The organism is Nocardia arseniciresistens (assembly GCF_046764875.1).
Taxonomy (GTDB): domain Bacteria; phylum Actinomycetota; class Actinomycetes; order Mycobacteriales; family Mycobacteriaceae; genus Nocardia; species Nocardia arseniciresistens.
Map to the genome: position 1 here is coordinate 253,956 of NZ_JBKORD010000013.1, position 15,200 is coordinate 269,155.

At 61.3% G+C, this 15,200-nt stretch carries 11 protein-coding genes and 1 pseudogene; 9 read left to right on the forward strand and 3 right to left on the reverse strand.

Going from position 1 to position 15,200, the window contains the following annotated elements; all coding sequences use genetic code 11:
• Window positions 1-53 precede the first annotated feature (53 nt).
• Window positions 54-1,496 (forward strand): NsdA family TPR-like regulatory protein, encoded by a 1,443-nt coding sequence (locus ACLMAJ_RS24640; RefSeq protein WP_412016178.1) that lies wholly within the window; start codon window positions 54-56, stop codon window positions 1,494-1,496.
• Here the strand turns inward: ACLMAJ_RS24640 and ACLMAJ_RS24645 are convergent.
• Complete coding sequence (locus tag ACLMAJ_RS24645; protein ID WP_412016180.1) at window positions 1,493-2,398, reverse strand: alpha/beta hydrolase; 906 nt, start codon at window positions 2,396-2,398, stop codon at window positions 1,493-1,495. The genes ACLMAJ_RS24640 and ACLMAJ_RS24645 overlap by 4 nt on opposite strands.
• Window positions 2,399-2,561: 163 nt before the next feature.
• On the opposite strand from ACLMAJ_RS24645, the gene ACLMAJ_RS24650 reads away from it, so the two are divergent.
• The 4 genes from ACLMAJ_RS24650 to ACLMAJ_RS24665 are packed head-to-tail and all read left to right on the forward strand — an operon-like array spanning window position 2,562 to window position 7,744.
• Window positions 2,562-3,092 (forward strand): hypothetical protein, encoded by a 531-nt coding sequence (locus ACLMAJ_RS24650; protein ID WP_412016181.1) that lies wholly within the window; start codon window positions 2,562-2,564, stop codon window positions 3,090-3,092.
• Window positions 3,059-5,062 (forward strand): ATP-binding protein, encoded by a 2,004-nt coding sequence (locus tag ACLMAJ_RS24655; RefSeq protein ID WP_412016182.1) that lies wholly within the window; start codon window positions 3,059-3,061, stop codon window positions 5,060-5,062. Before ACLMAJ_RS24650 ends, ACLMAJ_RS24655 begins: the two co-directional genes overlap by 34 nt.
• Window positions 5,063-5,065: 3 nt before the next feature.
• Window positions 5,066-6,475 (forward strand): hypothetical protein, encoded by a 1,410-nt coding sequence (locus ACLMAJ_RS24660; RefSeq protein WP_412016183.1) that lies wholly within the window; start codon window positions 5,066-5,068, stop codon window positions 6,473-6,475.
• 45 nt (window positions 6,476-6,520) lie between these two features.
• On the forward strand, window positions 6,521-7,744 hold the full coding sequence (locus ACLMAJ_RS24665; protein WP_412016184.1) for a DNA adenine methylase: 1,224 nt from the start codon (window positions 6,521-6,523) through the stop codon (window positions 7,742-7,744).
• 673 nt (window positions 7,745-8,417) lie between these two features.
• Here the strand turns inward: ACLMAJ_RS24665 and ACLMAJ_RS24670 are convergent.
• Together ACLMAJ_RS24670 and ACLMAJ_RS24675 are read right to left on the reverse strand one after the other, a co-directional pair.
• Entirely contained in the window at window positions 8,418-9,176 is a 759-nt protein-coding gene (locus ACLMAJ_RS24670) for a DUF8168 domain-containing protein (protein WP_412016185.1), read from the reverse strand.
• A 2,387-nt stretch (window positions 9,177-11,563) separates the two neighbouring features.
• A pseudogene (locus tag ACLMAJ_RS24675) lies at window positions 11,564-12,193 on the reverse strand (replication-relaxation family protein); the annotation flags it as partial.
• 115 nt (window positions 12,194-12,308) lie between these two features.
• Between ACLMAJ_RS24675 and ACLMAJ_RS24680 the strand changes: the two are divergent.
• The 4 genes from ACLMAJ_RS24680 (at window position 12,309) to ACLMAJ_RS24695 (ending at window position 14,969) form a co-directional block, all read left to right on the forward strand.
• Window positions 12,309-12,584: a hypothetical protein gene (locus ACLMAJ_RS24680; protein ID WP_412016186.1), complete on the forward strand. Its 276-nt coding sequence runs from the start codon at window positions 12,309-12,311 to the stop codon at window positions 12,582-12,584.
• 966 nt (window positions 12,585-13,550) lie between these two features.
• Window positions 13,551-14,459: a hypothetical protein gene (locus tag ACLMAJ_RS24685; protein ID WP_412016188.1), complete on the forward strand. Its 909-nt coding sequence runs from the start codon at window positions 13,551-13,553 to the stop codon at window positions 14,457-14,459.
• 131 nt (window positions 14,460-14,590) lie between these two features.
• Window positions 14,591-14,806, forward strand: coding sequence for a hypothetical protein (locus ACLMAJ_RS24690; RefSeq protein ID WP_412016189.1), 216 nt, complete (start codon window positions 14,591-14,593; stop codon window positions 14,804-14,806).
• Window positions 14,769-14,969 (forward strand): ATP dependent DNA ligase, encoded by a 201-nt coding sequence (locus tag ACLMAJ_RS24695; RefSeq protein WP_412016203.1) that lies wholly within the window; start codon window positions 14,769-14,771, stop codon window positions 14,967-14,969. Before ACLMAJ_RS24690 ends, ACLMAJ_RS24695 begins: the two co-directional genes overlap by 38 nt.
• Window positions 14,970-15,200: the final 231 nt, after the last annotated feature.

Sequence of the window (15,200 nt, forward strand, 5' to 3'; positions counted from 1 at the left end):
CCAGGGCAAACGGGGGATAAGGCAACCCTCGCGGACGATCCGGAGCGGTTCACATGACCGAAACGCCGCACAACCAGCGCTATTGCGCGCGCTGCGGCAACCGTCTGAGCCGCTACAACGCCGAATCTGTTTGTGGCGCTTGCGAAGTCACGGTACGGGGACAGCGCCACCGCCCGCCGACGCTCCCGCCAGACTTTTGGCAGACCGACCAAATGCGCGATGCGCTCGCCACCTGGCACATAGGCCGGGTCTTCTTCGCGTACCGCAACCACCCGTATCACGGACAACAGCTGCCGCAGGAACTCATGGGCAGTTGGCTCGGTATGACACAGGTGCAGATCAGTCGAATCGAAAAAGGTTCGGCGCCAGAGCAACTGTCCAAACTGACGCGGTGGGCACAGATACTCCGAATTCCGCCCGAGTTGCTGTGGTTCAAGCTGCCCGACGACGGGGGCTCGGCAGCCGTATCCGTCGAATATGCAAGCACGACAGGCAATAACGCGCTTGCGCTTGCCCACTGGTTAGCCAGCGATGGCATCGGCATCCCGCCGATTAGCCACAGTGACGATCTGGACCGAGTGAGCGTGGCATTGGAGGATGCCCGCCGCTACTTCGACGGCTCGGTCCTGGAGTTCTTCCGTGCCCAGCTTGCGCGTTGCAAAGCCGATGACGGTTCCCTCGGTCCAGCCGAAGCGTTGCCCCTCACGCTCGCCGTGCTCGGCGCAATCCGACGGCACAGCAAGGATGTTCAGTCGGATGTGCGTCGGCAACTGCTGGCAGTTGGATCGGATGGCGCGGAATTCGCAGGCTGGCTGTACCGCGACCTCCATGACCCGGTAACGGCGACCTTCCTGTACGACCGTGCGATGGAGTGGGCGCAGGCCGCGGGCAGCTTGCCGATGCAGGGGTACGTGCTGCTCAAGAAGTCCCAGATGGCCTATGACTCGCGCGACGCGGGCACGCTGCTCGGATTGGCACAAGCCGCCAAAGAGGGACCGTGGCAACTGCCAATGCGGGTACAAGCCGAAGTCGTGCAACAGGAAGCCTTGGGGCTCGCCATGATCGGCGAATCAGCCACTGCCGTCGAGCAAAGCCTTGGTCAGGCACAGCACCTCCTCACCGAGGCCAACGGTACCGATGACCAGGCGTTGGTGAGCTACTTCAATGAGAGCACGCTTCTGGTTCGCTCAGCCTGCTGCTACACCGAGGCGGGCAAGCCGCAGAGAGCCACTGAACTGTTCGGTCAGGTACTCGCCGGTGGGGGATTGTCCCGCCGTGATGCTGGTTTCTTCAGTGCTCGACAGGCAAAAGCGCTCGCACTCAGCGGCGAACCAGACGAAGCCGCCACCGTCGCAACCAAATCGGTCGCGGTGGCGCGCGAGACCCGTTCGGAACGCACGATGAATGTCGTTGTGGACGTAGTGCGCACGCTCGCCCCTTGGAATCACCGGCCGAATGTGCGGCAGCTCCGTGAAGCCTTGATGCCGTCGCGCTAAGCCGTGAGCCAGTCCGCCACGATGCGGATCACTTCGGCCTGGAACTCCTGGCTTTTCGGGTTGAGGTACTGCGGATCGTCATGGACGGCGAATCCGTGCTGTGATCCCTCGATTTCGACCAGCTCAACGGGTGCGGTGAATTGGGTGACGGCAGCGCGGGAACCTTCGATTGGGACCAAGGTGTCTGCGTTGCCATGGACGATCAGAGTCGGTGCTTTGATCTCGCCGAGGACTTCGTTCGGCTTCAGCCAGAACACCTCGTTTAGCAGCGGTCGACCATGCCGCAGTGTCGGCGTGAACTGGATCGCTCCGGTTTTGTTGAGTTCTTCGGCCTTCTTGTCGCTGATGACGTCGTTCGTCCAGTAGTCGCGAGTGTCGATGGTGCGCTTCTTGTAGTCGAACTGTGGATTCAGCAATACCAACCGAGACAGATCCTCTGGGCGTTTGGCAGCGTAATAGCCACAAATGCCACCCCCGAAGCTGGCACCGAGCAGCGACACGTCACTGGCACCCGTGGCGTCCTGCACCGCGGCGAGGCTGACGCGGATGTCGTTCAGGATGGCGGAGAGGGTCAGTTCCTCCTGGCGGCCTTCGCTGTCGCCGTGGCCGCGAAGGTCAAACCGCAGCGACGCGATACCAGCATCGGCCAGGCCGGTCGCGAGACAGGTGAAGAAGCCGCCCTCCTCGCGAGTGACGCCACCACCATGCACCAGCACGACAGCGTGCGCCGTGGGTTGACCGGGAGTGACGAGGGTGGCTGCCAGGTGCAGGCCGTCGAGGGTACGGATGCGGGTGATGGTGCTCGTCGGAACCACGGAGCCAGTCAACCAGAGCAGGCACACTGCTGCCAGGCGATGATCACCATGCGAGAACCGCTTCCGCGGCCGCCCTGCGTGGCTCATTAGTGCGATGCCGAACGCCGACCACTACCCCGGCAATCTGACGATGAATGCAGATCTGGACGTCTGGCAGCGCAGGCAGGTCAACGGCATCACACTGCACATCGTCCACGGCTAGCCCATCGGCGACTGCGCACTGCTGTGGAACGTAAAGGACCCTTGGCATATGGCCACCGATCTGGGATCAGGGCTCGAACGAATCGGCTGGGCGCTCACCCGCCGCGATTGGCGGCACCTCGCGCACGAAAGCCTTTCCGAACACTCTGGACGCGCTACGAACAGCGGCCCTCGCAGTGGCAGCTATATCGTCCTGGATGCTCTTATGCTGTTTCAGATGGTCGGCTATGCGTTGCTGGACTTCCAGGACGAGTTCACCATCCGTGAGGTCACTTTCTTCAACGCGCGCTACGGTCACCCAGCTGCTGGGACTTCAGGAACTCTTGGACTCTGTCGGGGCGTCAGGTCGATTTACCCACTCTCAGAAGCGAATGCGCACGCTTCCTGGACAACTACTGATCGCTTGTTCAGGTTCGTGCGAATGTCGTTGGGCCGGTTGATATCCCAAGTGGTGTCGGTGGCCGGGTGTAACGTTCGAGCAGCTCTGAGTGAAGCCATGATGAAGGTGCTGCGCGGGCGCGCGGCTGACGATTGGAGTGCCACGGGATGGGCATTGGGGACGAGGTTCGGCGCAACGTAGAGCTCAAGAAGCCGCTCACCGCGCTGATCAACAGGGGGTGTCTACCGGTCGGGGGCATCTTCAGGCTCGACTACGATTCTGCGGTCGTCCTCACTGACGACTTCAAAAAGCGCGAGGCGGGCGGCGTGCCCCGGGGCGGATTCCTACTCGCGGTTGCGGGTGAAAACACCGACTCCGGGTTCATTCTTGAGGATCAAGAAATCATTCTGCTCCGAGTGCGTGGGACGGCACCGCTGCCCAACGAGTCGGAGCTGATCCAAACTCGGTTGGCGGTTGTTCGTGACGCTGGCGCATCAGGCGTCGGATTCGACGATGTCACCGACGTGCTCACTCGGAACGAGCTGCAGCAGTCCGCCTTCGATTGCGAGGTACTCGGCACGTTCTATACCGAGACTGACGACCGAGAAGCGCGGATCGAGTACGGGGCCGATATTGACAACGTTGTGGTATCTGCTCGCTATCAGGTTTTCCTGCCTTCGACGGAGGTTCTGTCATGGCTGGGTTCGTACCCGGAGCCGACCGAGGCACGTGATTCCTTGCCCATCGGAAAAGTTCGATTCGCTGCAACTCGCCGGAAGGCGCTGATCGCTGGCACCGACCAGGCCGAGGTCCGCATCGACGTTTCGGACTTCATCGGCCGTAAAACTGCGGTCTTCGGCATGACCAGGACTGGAAAGTCCAACACGATCAAGACTTTGGTCACCGCAGTCCATCGGTATGGCTCGGAGCATGACCGGGCCATTGGTCAGCTGATCTTCGATCCTCAGGGTGAATACGCCAACGTCAACAGGCAAGACGGCACGGGGCTTCGCCTGTTGGGAGACGACGACAGCACGGTCCGGATATACAAGGTGGAGCCGAGCCAGTCAGACAGCCGCGAGAAGCCACTTCGGATCAACTTCTACGACCGTGAGGTGTTGGAAGCCGCCTGGAGCCTGGTGAGCGAGGCCACCGCGCCAGTAAATACGAACTACGGCAAGAACTTCCGATCTGCGGTTCTTTCCGAACCTGAGAACAATGACCGCAGCGCGCAAAGTCGATGGAGCTGGGCAATGGTCGCGTTCTACGGCTTGCTGGCCAAATGTGGCTTCCACGGCGACTCGCTACCGCAGATCCTCACAGTTGCCGCACCGGCGCCACCAATGAACGCCTTCATTGCCGCGAATCCCGGCGCTGCTGAACAGGCCGGTCGAGCTGGAAGCTATCGCGTGAAATCGCCATCGGGGGCGCGGGCTCTGGCGGAATGGGTGGGCGAACGCCCCGACGACTTCCCCAAGTGGCACGAAACCGAGAAATGCCACTTCAGTGCTTTGTATGGCGTCTACAAGTACACGGGTGTGACCGCCGCAATCCGGTCCATCCGTGCATTCCATGGTGCTCAATCCGCTGGAGATGTCAGTGAACATCTGTGGCAGGACATGCTTGCCGGTCGGCTCGCCATCGTTGATCTCTCCAGCGGCAATGACCAAGTGGCCAAGGTCATGTCGGAGCGGATTGTCAGTCACCTCCTGAACCGGGCAGGGGAGCGATTCCGGGCCGACCACGAACCGGTCAACATGCAAATCATCGTCGAAGAGGCCCACAACCTGTTCGAACGCGGCGGGCGAGATGTGGCCGACGACCCTTGGGTGCGGCTTTCCAAGGAGGCTGCCAAGTACAGGATGGGACTGATCTACGCGACCCAGGAGGTCACCTCCGTCGACAAGCGAATTCTGTCGAACACTTCGAATTGGCTGATCGCCCATCTGAACTCCGACCATGAGACGCGGGAGTTGGCGCACTACTACGACTTCAAGGTCTGGACACCCAGCATTATTCGAGCCGAGGATGTCGGCTTCGTTCGGATGAAGACCTACTCGGGCAAGTACATCGTGCCTGCGCAGATCACCAAGTTCGACCACAGTATGGTCAACGGCGCTCGCAAAGCCGCTGGCCTCGCAGCCGTGGATGCTCAGGCCGAAAGCGAGTAGTCGATGCCCTATCCAGGAGAGAAAGCCTCCCGTCTGGGGCACGTCGGTACAGCCCGCAACAAGGCCGTCAAGGATGCCCTTGAACGATGGGCCATTACTAGCGCTCGCCCCACCAGCGATGATGACATTGCCGCGATGTGTGCTCCGATCGAAGAACTCCCCATGGTCGGGAACCCTGACGATGTGGACTACTCGATCACGGTCGATGGTTCGGATACTGAGGTTGAGGCCACCCGCGAGCACCCCACCGTTAAGGTTGGCTACCTCCGGGTCGCGGGATCAATGGTTCGACTGGATGTGTTCCGAGAACTTGCCCGTGCTCGATATATCGACCCACGGGATGTCCGACAAGCCCACAGCGAGTATGCGTTCGATGTTGCCCTCCCAGGCTCTCAGCTCGCGCGCCCGGGCCTGAGCGGTGTCGAAACCTGGCGCGCCGAGCTTGATGGGTTTCTTGGCAGTGCACGGTTCGACTCGAGCACCGAAATGACGCTCGCTGATGGACTTTTGGCTCTGCATGGCACCCGTGATGCGCCTGCCCGTCAGATTGAACTGCGGGTCTGCCCTAGTTGTGGGCTCAAGGCTGCGAGCGCGTCGACCCTCATAGTGACCCGCACCGGCGGGTCCTGCCCATCGTGCAAGATGCCTTTGTTTCTCGCGGATGCGCTTCGCACGCATGAGGAGTACAAGGTCGAAGGGTCGAACTTCGAGCCGCTCGGTCGGGTCATGACAGCAGCCGAGCGCCTGATGTCGTTGTGCTACTTGAACTTCTTTGCTGATACCGCGCCCGATGTGCTGCGGCATACGATCTTCATCACCGATGGTCCGCTAGCACTCCATGGGCCCTTGGCCCCGCTCAAGAGACGGTTCCAGGAACATCTCAGCGATCTGAGTGGTTGGTGCGTGCAACATGGGCTGGCGGCTCCGCTCATGGTCGGTATCGAGAAGCAGGGGGCCTTCGTCGAGCATGCTGAGCTGATCAAGGATTTGATCCCAGCCGGTCATGTCATGCGGCTCCCGACCAGCTACATCAACCGCGTCCTGGGAAGGGCGGAGGCAAATCAATACGGCAAGGACGAGTTCTACGGTCGGCGCTTTATCTATCGCACTCGCGCTGGCGATCCGTTGGTGATCACGGTCCTACCTGCAGCAGGATTTGCACCCTACGATGGAGGCGCCGAGGTCGAGGGATGGAAGGCGTACCCGACACTGCGCCTGATCTGCGAGGTTCTGGACTCGCTAAGAACGCGGATGTATCAGCACGCGGTCATACCCGTCGCCCTCGCACACTCGGCTGCCGCGCTGCCGTTGGGTGTCGGACGATCCGTGCTGACCATGATGGCGCAGCAGAACATTCCAGGACTGAAATTCGACTTCCAAGCGGTAAAACCACCGACATACTTCACCAGGTAGGCGGATGGTATGCCCGAACGTTCAACTGTCCGGCAAGATACCACTATGCCGTCGTTGATCTTGCCGCCCACCAACCTCGTTGCTCGCGAACTCGCCCAGGGCGCACATCTTTTCGGCTCCGGCGAAGCGATCAACGCTAAGGCGCGTCCGCTGGTTGCAGAGTTGGAGCCAGTCGCACACGATCTCGCCCGCGGCCGCTACCAATCGCCCTTGCGCTATCCCGGGGCCAAGTCCTCGCTCGCGCCGGTCATCGGGCGAGTGATTACATCGGCGAAGCAATCGCGGGAAGTGCCCGAAATCAACCTCCTCGTAGAGCCGTTCGCGGGAGGCGCGTCAGCATCACTGCGCATGATCGGAGACGGCACCGTCGAGCGCATCCTTCTCGCCGATGCCGACCCCCTGGTCACCGCCTTCTGGCAGACCGCAGCCGATGACACTGAGCGTCTGGTCGATCGAATGCATGACGAGTGGAAGCGATATGTCCGGGACGGTGGCCAGAAAGCGGTTGAACGATGGGACTACTGGCGTGCCTGGACACCCCGGTCGAGAATGAGTCCACGCAACCGTCGGCTGGCCACCGCGATGCAGTGCTTGTTCCTCAATCGGACCACCTTCTCAGGCATCCTGCATGGCAAAGCAGGGCCCATAGGGGGGCGAGCTCAGACCAGCGCGTACCCCATCAGCTGCCGTTGGAATTCTGATGCACTCGCAGACCGACTCCGATATATCGGCCACCTCTACGACACGGGCCGCCTTGTCGACGTGTGGTGCAAGGACTGGCGCCAGACTTTGGACGACGTTCCCGAGTATTACCCGCAACTCCTTCCCTCGCGGGTGGTCGCCTACCTGGATCCGCCCTACGTCGAGAAGGCATCGCACCTGTACCGGGCCTCGTTTGATCCCCTCGGGGGCTACGGCGGCGATGGACTTGGGGCAGCCCGGCCCAGCGATTACACCCTGCACCTCAGCCTTGCCGACTACCTGAGGACGAAGGCACAGTTCCGGTGGTTGCTCAGTTACGACGATCACCCGTTGCTCACTGAGAGCGAGTGGCTGTACGCCCACGACCAAATGACACCGTCGCGCTCTGACCGCGAAGTGCTCGGCGTGCGCTGCTGGCGAATCAGCAAGCGCCTGGTTAGCACTCGATATTCGGCGGCAGGCCGAGTCGGAAAGCGATCTGCCGAGGAATTGCTGATAACAACCCTCCCACCGGCAACCGTTCCGATCGACGACGAACTGCGAGTCCTGGGGAGCCCTCCAAAGTAGGGAGTTTCAGCGCTGATTTCTCTGGTGAATCTCAGCGGACCAGCGCAATCGGACACCGCCCGAACTGGCGAACCTTGGCGGGAGTGAGGTTCGCCGCGATCCTGGTGCGCGAGCTATCCGCGCAATTACCACCGCGGCACTGACGATGCTGGTGAAGTCGGAACAGACTGCGCCCGAGACAATCCGGTACAACGGGTTCGCCCGCGACATGCTCCGCGTATTGTTGAAGAAGCCGCCAACGGGCATGCGCATCGACGTCCGCGATCTGAGCCAGCGGGTGGGCATCCACGTTTAGCCGGATACTGGCCGACGTGACTGCGGCAGTCCAGAATCAGGCTGTGCCATCTAGCACGGAGAGAAAGTCCCTGGCGCGAATACGCGACAGGGACTGCAATGAATGCTGGGCTCAGCCTGGCACTGCGTTTGCGATGACACTGGATATGACAGCGGAGCACACAAGCGCAGTGGCGGAAAGAATCGCACCGAACCGACGGGAACCGATCATCCTCATCACCTTCCCTTCTGTGAAACTGACTCGAAGACGAGCCAACAGATTCGGAACAAGGTTGAGCATAACGGCCACCACAAACAAGATCAGTACCAGACCTGACATTGCTGCCAGGCTCAATCCAGCCTGGCCATTCTATCAGGCGGCCTGGAATTCCGCATACCGTTATGAGAGCGGCTGTCGGTTCGGGTAGTACTCCTCGATGTAGCGCGCAACTACCTCTCGTGTCCATCGGAGCCAGTGCACCCGGTCATCGTGAGAAAGTGGCAGGGCTTCACCATGCCGTCGCGCCGTCGCAAGTCGCGTCAAAGGCTCCATATCGGCCTTAGAGATGCCGAGGGCAGTATTCATGCGTTCCCATGAGCGCAGCGTCTTGGTCCCATCTTCGTCGAGGACGAACTCCTGCCGCAAGCACTCGATCGAGCGAAAGCAGTAGAAAGCGGTATCGATCGTTAGTCGAAGTGCCATTCGCATGTCAGCGAGCGCGTGACGCACATTGGCGTTCTTGTTCGCGACATTCAGGTACAGGCCGAGCAGTTCGGGCTCTACTCGATTTCCCTCGACGCAAGCGAACGCCGGCATCGAGGTAAGCCCACCGACGAGAGCGCTGGTGTCTGCGCGTCCCGCTGTCATCTCAAGTTCGAGAGACGCAGCCAAGATGAATCCCAGCGAATCAACTACCGACTGAACTGCCGCCTCTGTTTCGTACCAGATCGGGTTTAACCAGGCGGCATCCTCTTCGCCGTCGTTCCCAAGTTGGTGATCATCACGGAAGGTGACACGCACGTTAAATGCCGAGTTGGCGAAGAACACCTCTATCCGACGATCGCCTTGAGTCATCTGGACCGGGCGATCCAGATGCCAGTTTCCGGCCTGCGGATGTATGAGACCCGTGAATATCAGGTCGTGCTGCTGCTCTGTCATGCGCGCATCTTCCTCGGTTCTCTCCATTCAAGTCGAGTCATTTAGCATCAGACAGCAGACTATGAGCCACGTTCACACGGGCAGATACCCTTCTGCCGCAACCAGTCTCACCGTCGACTGCTCTGGACTGTCGGTATCGGGCTTAAGATCGACCGCTCCTCTCTGACTTCAACTTGGATGCTTCGGCGCGTACTATGCTCCATAGCTTCGGCGAGGAGATCTCATCGGCGTCAACAGTCTCCGTTTCGCCTCGCTGTGGCATATCCTCGCGCGATAGGTACTGTGGAAGTTTGAATTCTTTGCGCAGTCGCCGAATAACTTTCTGTTCTACGCGATGGGCGTCGATTCCTTTTTGAAACCGAAGCGTATCGAATAATTTCCATCCGTACTGACGATGCACATTAATTCGATCGGTTTGAATGCCGATCCCGGCTATTCCCACTTTGTGGGCAGCCAAACCGGCGTGTGTTACAAGATATATGATCGCGGGAGCGGTGTAATCAAATCCAACTTCGTTGCACAATTTACATCCTCTACCCCATCGGCGCACATTGCTCAGGGTTGGTCTGACTTCGTTGCCGCATGTGGTACATATGCACCTCCATGGTTCGTCGCAGCCGCGATACCGTTCAATGGGCTCCAATTTCGATTCGCGTATCTCCCTTGAGGCGCATTCTGGATCAAGCGGAATATTCCCAGCGCAGTATCCGCAACCCCCGCCTCGGCGGCGGACGTTATTTAGGCTCGGACTGACCTCATTTCCGCATGCAATGCAGCGGCAGTGCCACGGCTCCATTAGTCCCGGGTAAGGTGACAGTGGCTCCAGGTTGGCTCCCTGCATCGTTTCGACGGCGACATCTGGGTCCAGTGGAATATTTCCGGCGCAGTGTGAGCAGCCAGTGCCTCTCTGGACATTGCTAAATAAGGGGAGGCTCTCCTTATTGCAGACAAGGCATCTGGACTTCCATGGCTTATGCCCTCCAGGGTAGGGTGTTAATGGTTCTAAGCCTGCCGATCTCATTATCGACACCGCTTTTTCGTTGGGAATTCTCCGAGCCATCGCGCTGGCTTTACGACCGCAATGCCGACACCCGGTTCCGTTGCGAACCCTATTCAAGTCTGTAACGATCTCGTTAGTGCATGATATGCACTCGCATTTCCATGGCCTGTGTATCAGTCCAGGATATGGCTCCAGCGGTCTGATGCCTGCCGCTAACATTTCGGCTATAGCGTCGGCCTCGGGGGTTCTTCGGGAATTCCCACCTCTTACGTGGCCGCATTGAATACATCCGCTACCCTGGTGTCGAATAGTGTTAAGCAGCGGTGTAACCACTGCGCCGCAAGCGACGCACTCACACCGCCAAGGATTCATGCTGCCACGGTAGGGCTCCAAGGGCTTTAGCCCGGCAGCGACCATATTGGCTATTGCCTCTGCCTCGGGTATGCGTCGAGCGTCAGCACGGGCCTTCTGTCCGCATTCCCGGCATCCGCCCCCTCCATTACGGATGGTGTTAAGACGCGGCGTAACGACGTTGCCGCACTTCATGCATCGGCATCGCCATAAGTCGCCGACTCTACCGGGATAGGGTTCTAGGGGGTCGAGTCCAGCTTGAATCATGCTGGTGATAGCTTCCGCTTCAGGAAGTTGCATGGCCACAGAGCGTGAAGCAACGCGGCAGTAGCGGCATCCCCCATTGCTACTACGAATCCTGCTCAACGTCGGGCTGACCTCTTTGTTGCAGGTCAGGCACCGACTGTGCCAAGGCTTGTTCACTCCGGGGTACGGCATCAACGGTTTCAACCCAGCGTTGATCATGTTGGCAACGGCCTCCGCGCTTGGGATACGACGAGTGTCGCTCCTGGTGGCGCGAGCACATGGCGGACATCCGATCTTGCTCTGTCGGATGCTATGGAGGCTTCGCGTGGTTTTTTGGTTGCAGGTCAAGCAGCAAGAGAGCCACGCGTTGATTGTTCGACCTGGGTACCGCTCTAGTGGCTCAAGACCGACAACCCTCATGTCAGCCACCGCCTCAGCTTCCGTTGTCTTTCGGGCCATTTGAGTGTTCGCTCCAACTTCGTTGCGATGCAGTCCGCGAAGCATGTTTGGGCCTTGATGCTAAGGGATCGGTCCGACAGCTTTGAGAGCCTTGTCGAGCCACTTCTACGGGGATGCGGCGCAATCTGATCGCCGGTCGTGCAGCGGACCTGATGGGTCGTATTGCCGAAAAGGGTTGCTGGCTAGCCGAGTTGATCGATGTCAGTCGCTATCGGCTAGAGGGATCTCGATCCCACCACCACCACCACCATCGTCGGCGAGCGTCGGGTCCTCGGGTTCCTCGCTAGAGCCGATGACGTTGGCTGTGGCTGGGGTGGTTCGTCGGGTGCGGTCAAGCGCGAGGATCTAAGTGATATTCGGGTCGTAAGGGTCGAAGGCGGCTTCGCTGTAAGGGCTGGGCGGTGTCAGTGTGGTGAGCGATGCGAGGGCCGCGTTCGGGCAGGTCTGCTGGCCCGCGCCGCTCGGTTATGGTGCTGCCGAGCAGGGGCGTGAGTAGGGCACAGACCGGGCCTGCAGGGCCGTCCGGATGGGTGTGGTCGCGCGCGGTGGTAGCGATCACGAGGGCGGGCTCGTAGCCACGCAGTGCCCGGTGCAGCGCGGCCCGAACCGTGGTCTCGCGGCGGGACGAATGCAGGGAGAACAGCAGAATGCCGAAGTCGTCGGTCGGGAAGTTGTGGTAGGCATCGAGTTTGTGGGTGAGGGTGGTCAATGATTCGGTGCCGGTGCCGGTGCCGGTGCCGGTGCCGGTGCCGGTGCCGAATTCGATGAAGAACCGCACCGCGCGGTCATGGCGTTCCCAGCAGCCGTATCCGTCCGGGCACAGCCGGACTCGTTCTCCGGAATACTTGTCGAGCTGAAAGAACTCGCTGCACTGCCGCTCCGACCACCAGTGCGTCAGCCCTTCCACCCGATCAGGGTGCGTGATACCGCGGCGACGAGTGGGGTTGCGGTGAGCGGCTAAGGCGCAGAAGAAGTCATTGACGCCGAGGCGATGCTTGAGAGTTCGGTGAGCAGGCCAGACGTTCGAGCATCAGGGCGTGCGCGCCAGGGGCGCTGGTGGCTTGTTGAGGGACGTGGTGCCACTCGTATCGGAGGGCGTGCGACCGCACACCGGAAACGAACTCGATCGGTTCCTCAACGCCCATGCCCACGCGCGAGGGGAACGTGATTCCCCGCGTTTCCGCGAGCAGATGCTGATCGACGCAACCGATTCCGACCACCGGATCCACCGCTACTGGGCTCTGACAGAACAGTTCTTCGGAACTCGTGTCACTGTCGGACGAGCCCACGACTGGTTGTACAACGCGCTGACGCCGGTGTACGGGCACCCCAATCAGCGTTCACTCCCATGAATTCCCGACGCTGATCCACGCCACCGACGCCATGGGTCATACCCGGCAGCGCGCACTGTCGTGCCGTATACCGAGCGAACGACTCTAGTCGACGCTTGAGGTGTGAGCGGTGCACTAGCGGAGCGTCGATCGCTGATAACTCGGTGAAATTCAGCAGTTCACGACATGGATTTGACCTGCCGAACGCCTACCGGCCTGATCCGAATCGCTGGTCCATCAGCCGTCAGGGTGTTCGGGTTGTGGAGCGTTAGGCCCACCCATTCCGGGTCTGCTGGCGGCCGGAGAGTTGAGTCGCTGACGAGACGACCGCTCGACTCATCGACAGTACGTTCCCAATGTTCGCCTGTGGTTTTCAGGATCACAGGACGTCGCCGGTCCTCGAACGAGGCCGCCTGCACCCAGGCGACACGGATCGGAACCTGCCACCAGACCGTGCCGTCACGACGAACACGCGGACGAGGAGTCGGCATAGCAGCCTCCAGATGTAGTCCGTATATGTTGCGGCACAACGGAATCAGATGGCCCCTGGTGGGTGGTGTGCCAATGTTCGGTCCCTCCCTTGCAGCACGCCTTGCGCTCGACGAAATCATCGATCGGAGGGCGTCAGTGCCCGGGTCAGTAGGTTCGATTCCCTATCAGTGACAGCGACTTTCGACGCAGTGTGGCCTGCTGGACTATTGAACACGATTGAGGATGCCTCTGAGATTCGGCCTCCCAACTCGGCGCGATCCAGTTCCTCGACTCTCGGCCAGGATCGTGTTGTAGCGCTTCACTTTCCAGGTGTGGCGTGGGTCTGCCTCTTCGAGGATTCAACCTGCTGGTGTGAGTCGAGTCGCGGCCGCGAATGCAGCTGGGACGACCGGAAGCTGGGCGCGCCCGCCATGCCTATGACAGTTTCACCGCGAAGCCCGACCCGTCCTGACCACACCGCCGCTATCGTGGAGGTACCCGTGGGGGAGGAACACGATGGTATCGGTGACGCTGTACCGCTATTCGTTCAATTTCCGCTATGCCCTGAACGACCGGCAGATGGCGGGTTTCGACCCGGGCCGGGCATTCGTCGAGATCTATGCCGTCGACACGCCCGAAGGCCGGGACGAGCGCGGGTGGACCTGTCTCGACCGGAGGACGGCGACGCGGAGTATCCGAGTCGAGGCCACCGACGGGGAATCCGCCGCGTGGGCCCGGGCCCAGACCGCCGCGCTGGATGCACTGTGGATCGCCGAACAGCAGCTCGTCCACGATGTCGGCATGCGGATCGAGGGCGGTTTCTCACCCGGACTGCGGCGTGGTTCCGGCTGGTCGGCGGCCCGCCGCCGCAGCCGGACCGCGTCACGGCAGGCATTCGACAGACTCGAACAGCGGCTGCACGACATCGCCGAGCGCTATCGCCCCGTCCGCGAGCAGATCGAGCCCCGCGTGCACGAGGCCGACGCACGCGCACAGGAAGAACAGGCACGACTCTGGAAAGCCCAGCGCGAGCGGGAAAAACGCGATGACCGCTTCACCGAGCTGGCGGCCCGGACCCGATGGAGCTACCGCGTCACCGAATCCGACCGAACCGTCCACGCCTTCCGCGCCGACGACTCGACCCTGACCACCGGCGAACTGATCGACGAGCTCCAGCGCCCCACGCACCACCTCACCGGCTACACCGTGCACTGGGCCGCCGCCGATCGCGCCGAGATCGAGCACGTCAGCGGCGCGGATTTCACAACCTGGTGGGCCGTAGTAGCTCCCGGCCACTGGAACGATTCCCGGCGCATCCCGTCGCGCCCGTCGACCCGTTCCGGCCCATACATCGGCGGCCACTCCAGCTACGGCGGCGGAACTTCCTGCGGTGGCGGCTTCTCCTCCTGCGGTGGCGGCTTCTGACGCGACGGCGCGCAGCCGCCGCGCACGATGATCCACCTCATCATCCAATGACCGTCTGTGCACAAGGTTTGGTCTGCAGACGCGGTGACTCGGTCTACGGACCTGGTCGCCGCTCGTCGGCGTGGACGAAGGTGGTCTCGAGGCTCACGACCGAGGCCGTGATCGTCGGCGCAGCCCCTGGCAACGGCGCCAACGCCACCACATTCGGCGGCCTGGTCTTGGCCGGGCACGTCCCCGGCGGGCGCCTGCGCTGTATCGGCGGGGTCGGGACCGGTTTCACCGCGGCGTCGCGACGCAGCATCCGCGCCGCTGGACAAGGTCCGCCGCGAAACCAGCCCGCTCGATGACCCACCGCCGGCGCCGGTCGCGCGGACCGCTTGGTGGGTCGACCCGGTGTTGGTCGCCGACATCGAGTACCGCGAGATCAGCGGCGACGGTCTGCTGCGGCACCCCAGTTTCCGGGGGATCCGGACCGACAAGACGCCCGACGAGGTCGGCCTGCCCAGCTGACCGCCGATATCGCCTGAGATGTGAATGTTTTCGACAGCGAACTGCTCGAGAGTGGACCCCCGATTACCCCGCTGGGTGTTCTGGACCGATCAGCTCACAGGTGGGTTGCCGGTCCGCGGGCGTCGAGGGCGTGCTGGAGGTCGAGGTTGATGCGGTGGGCTTCAGCGAGCTGGTCCTCGAGGATGACGATCCGGCAGGCCGCCTCGAGGGCGTTCCCGGCGTCGACGAGCT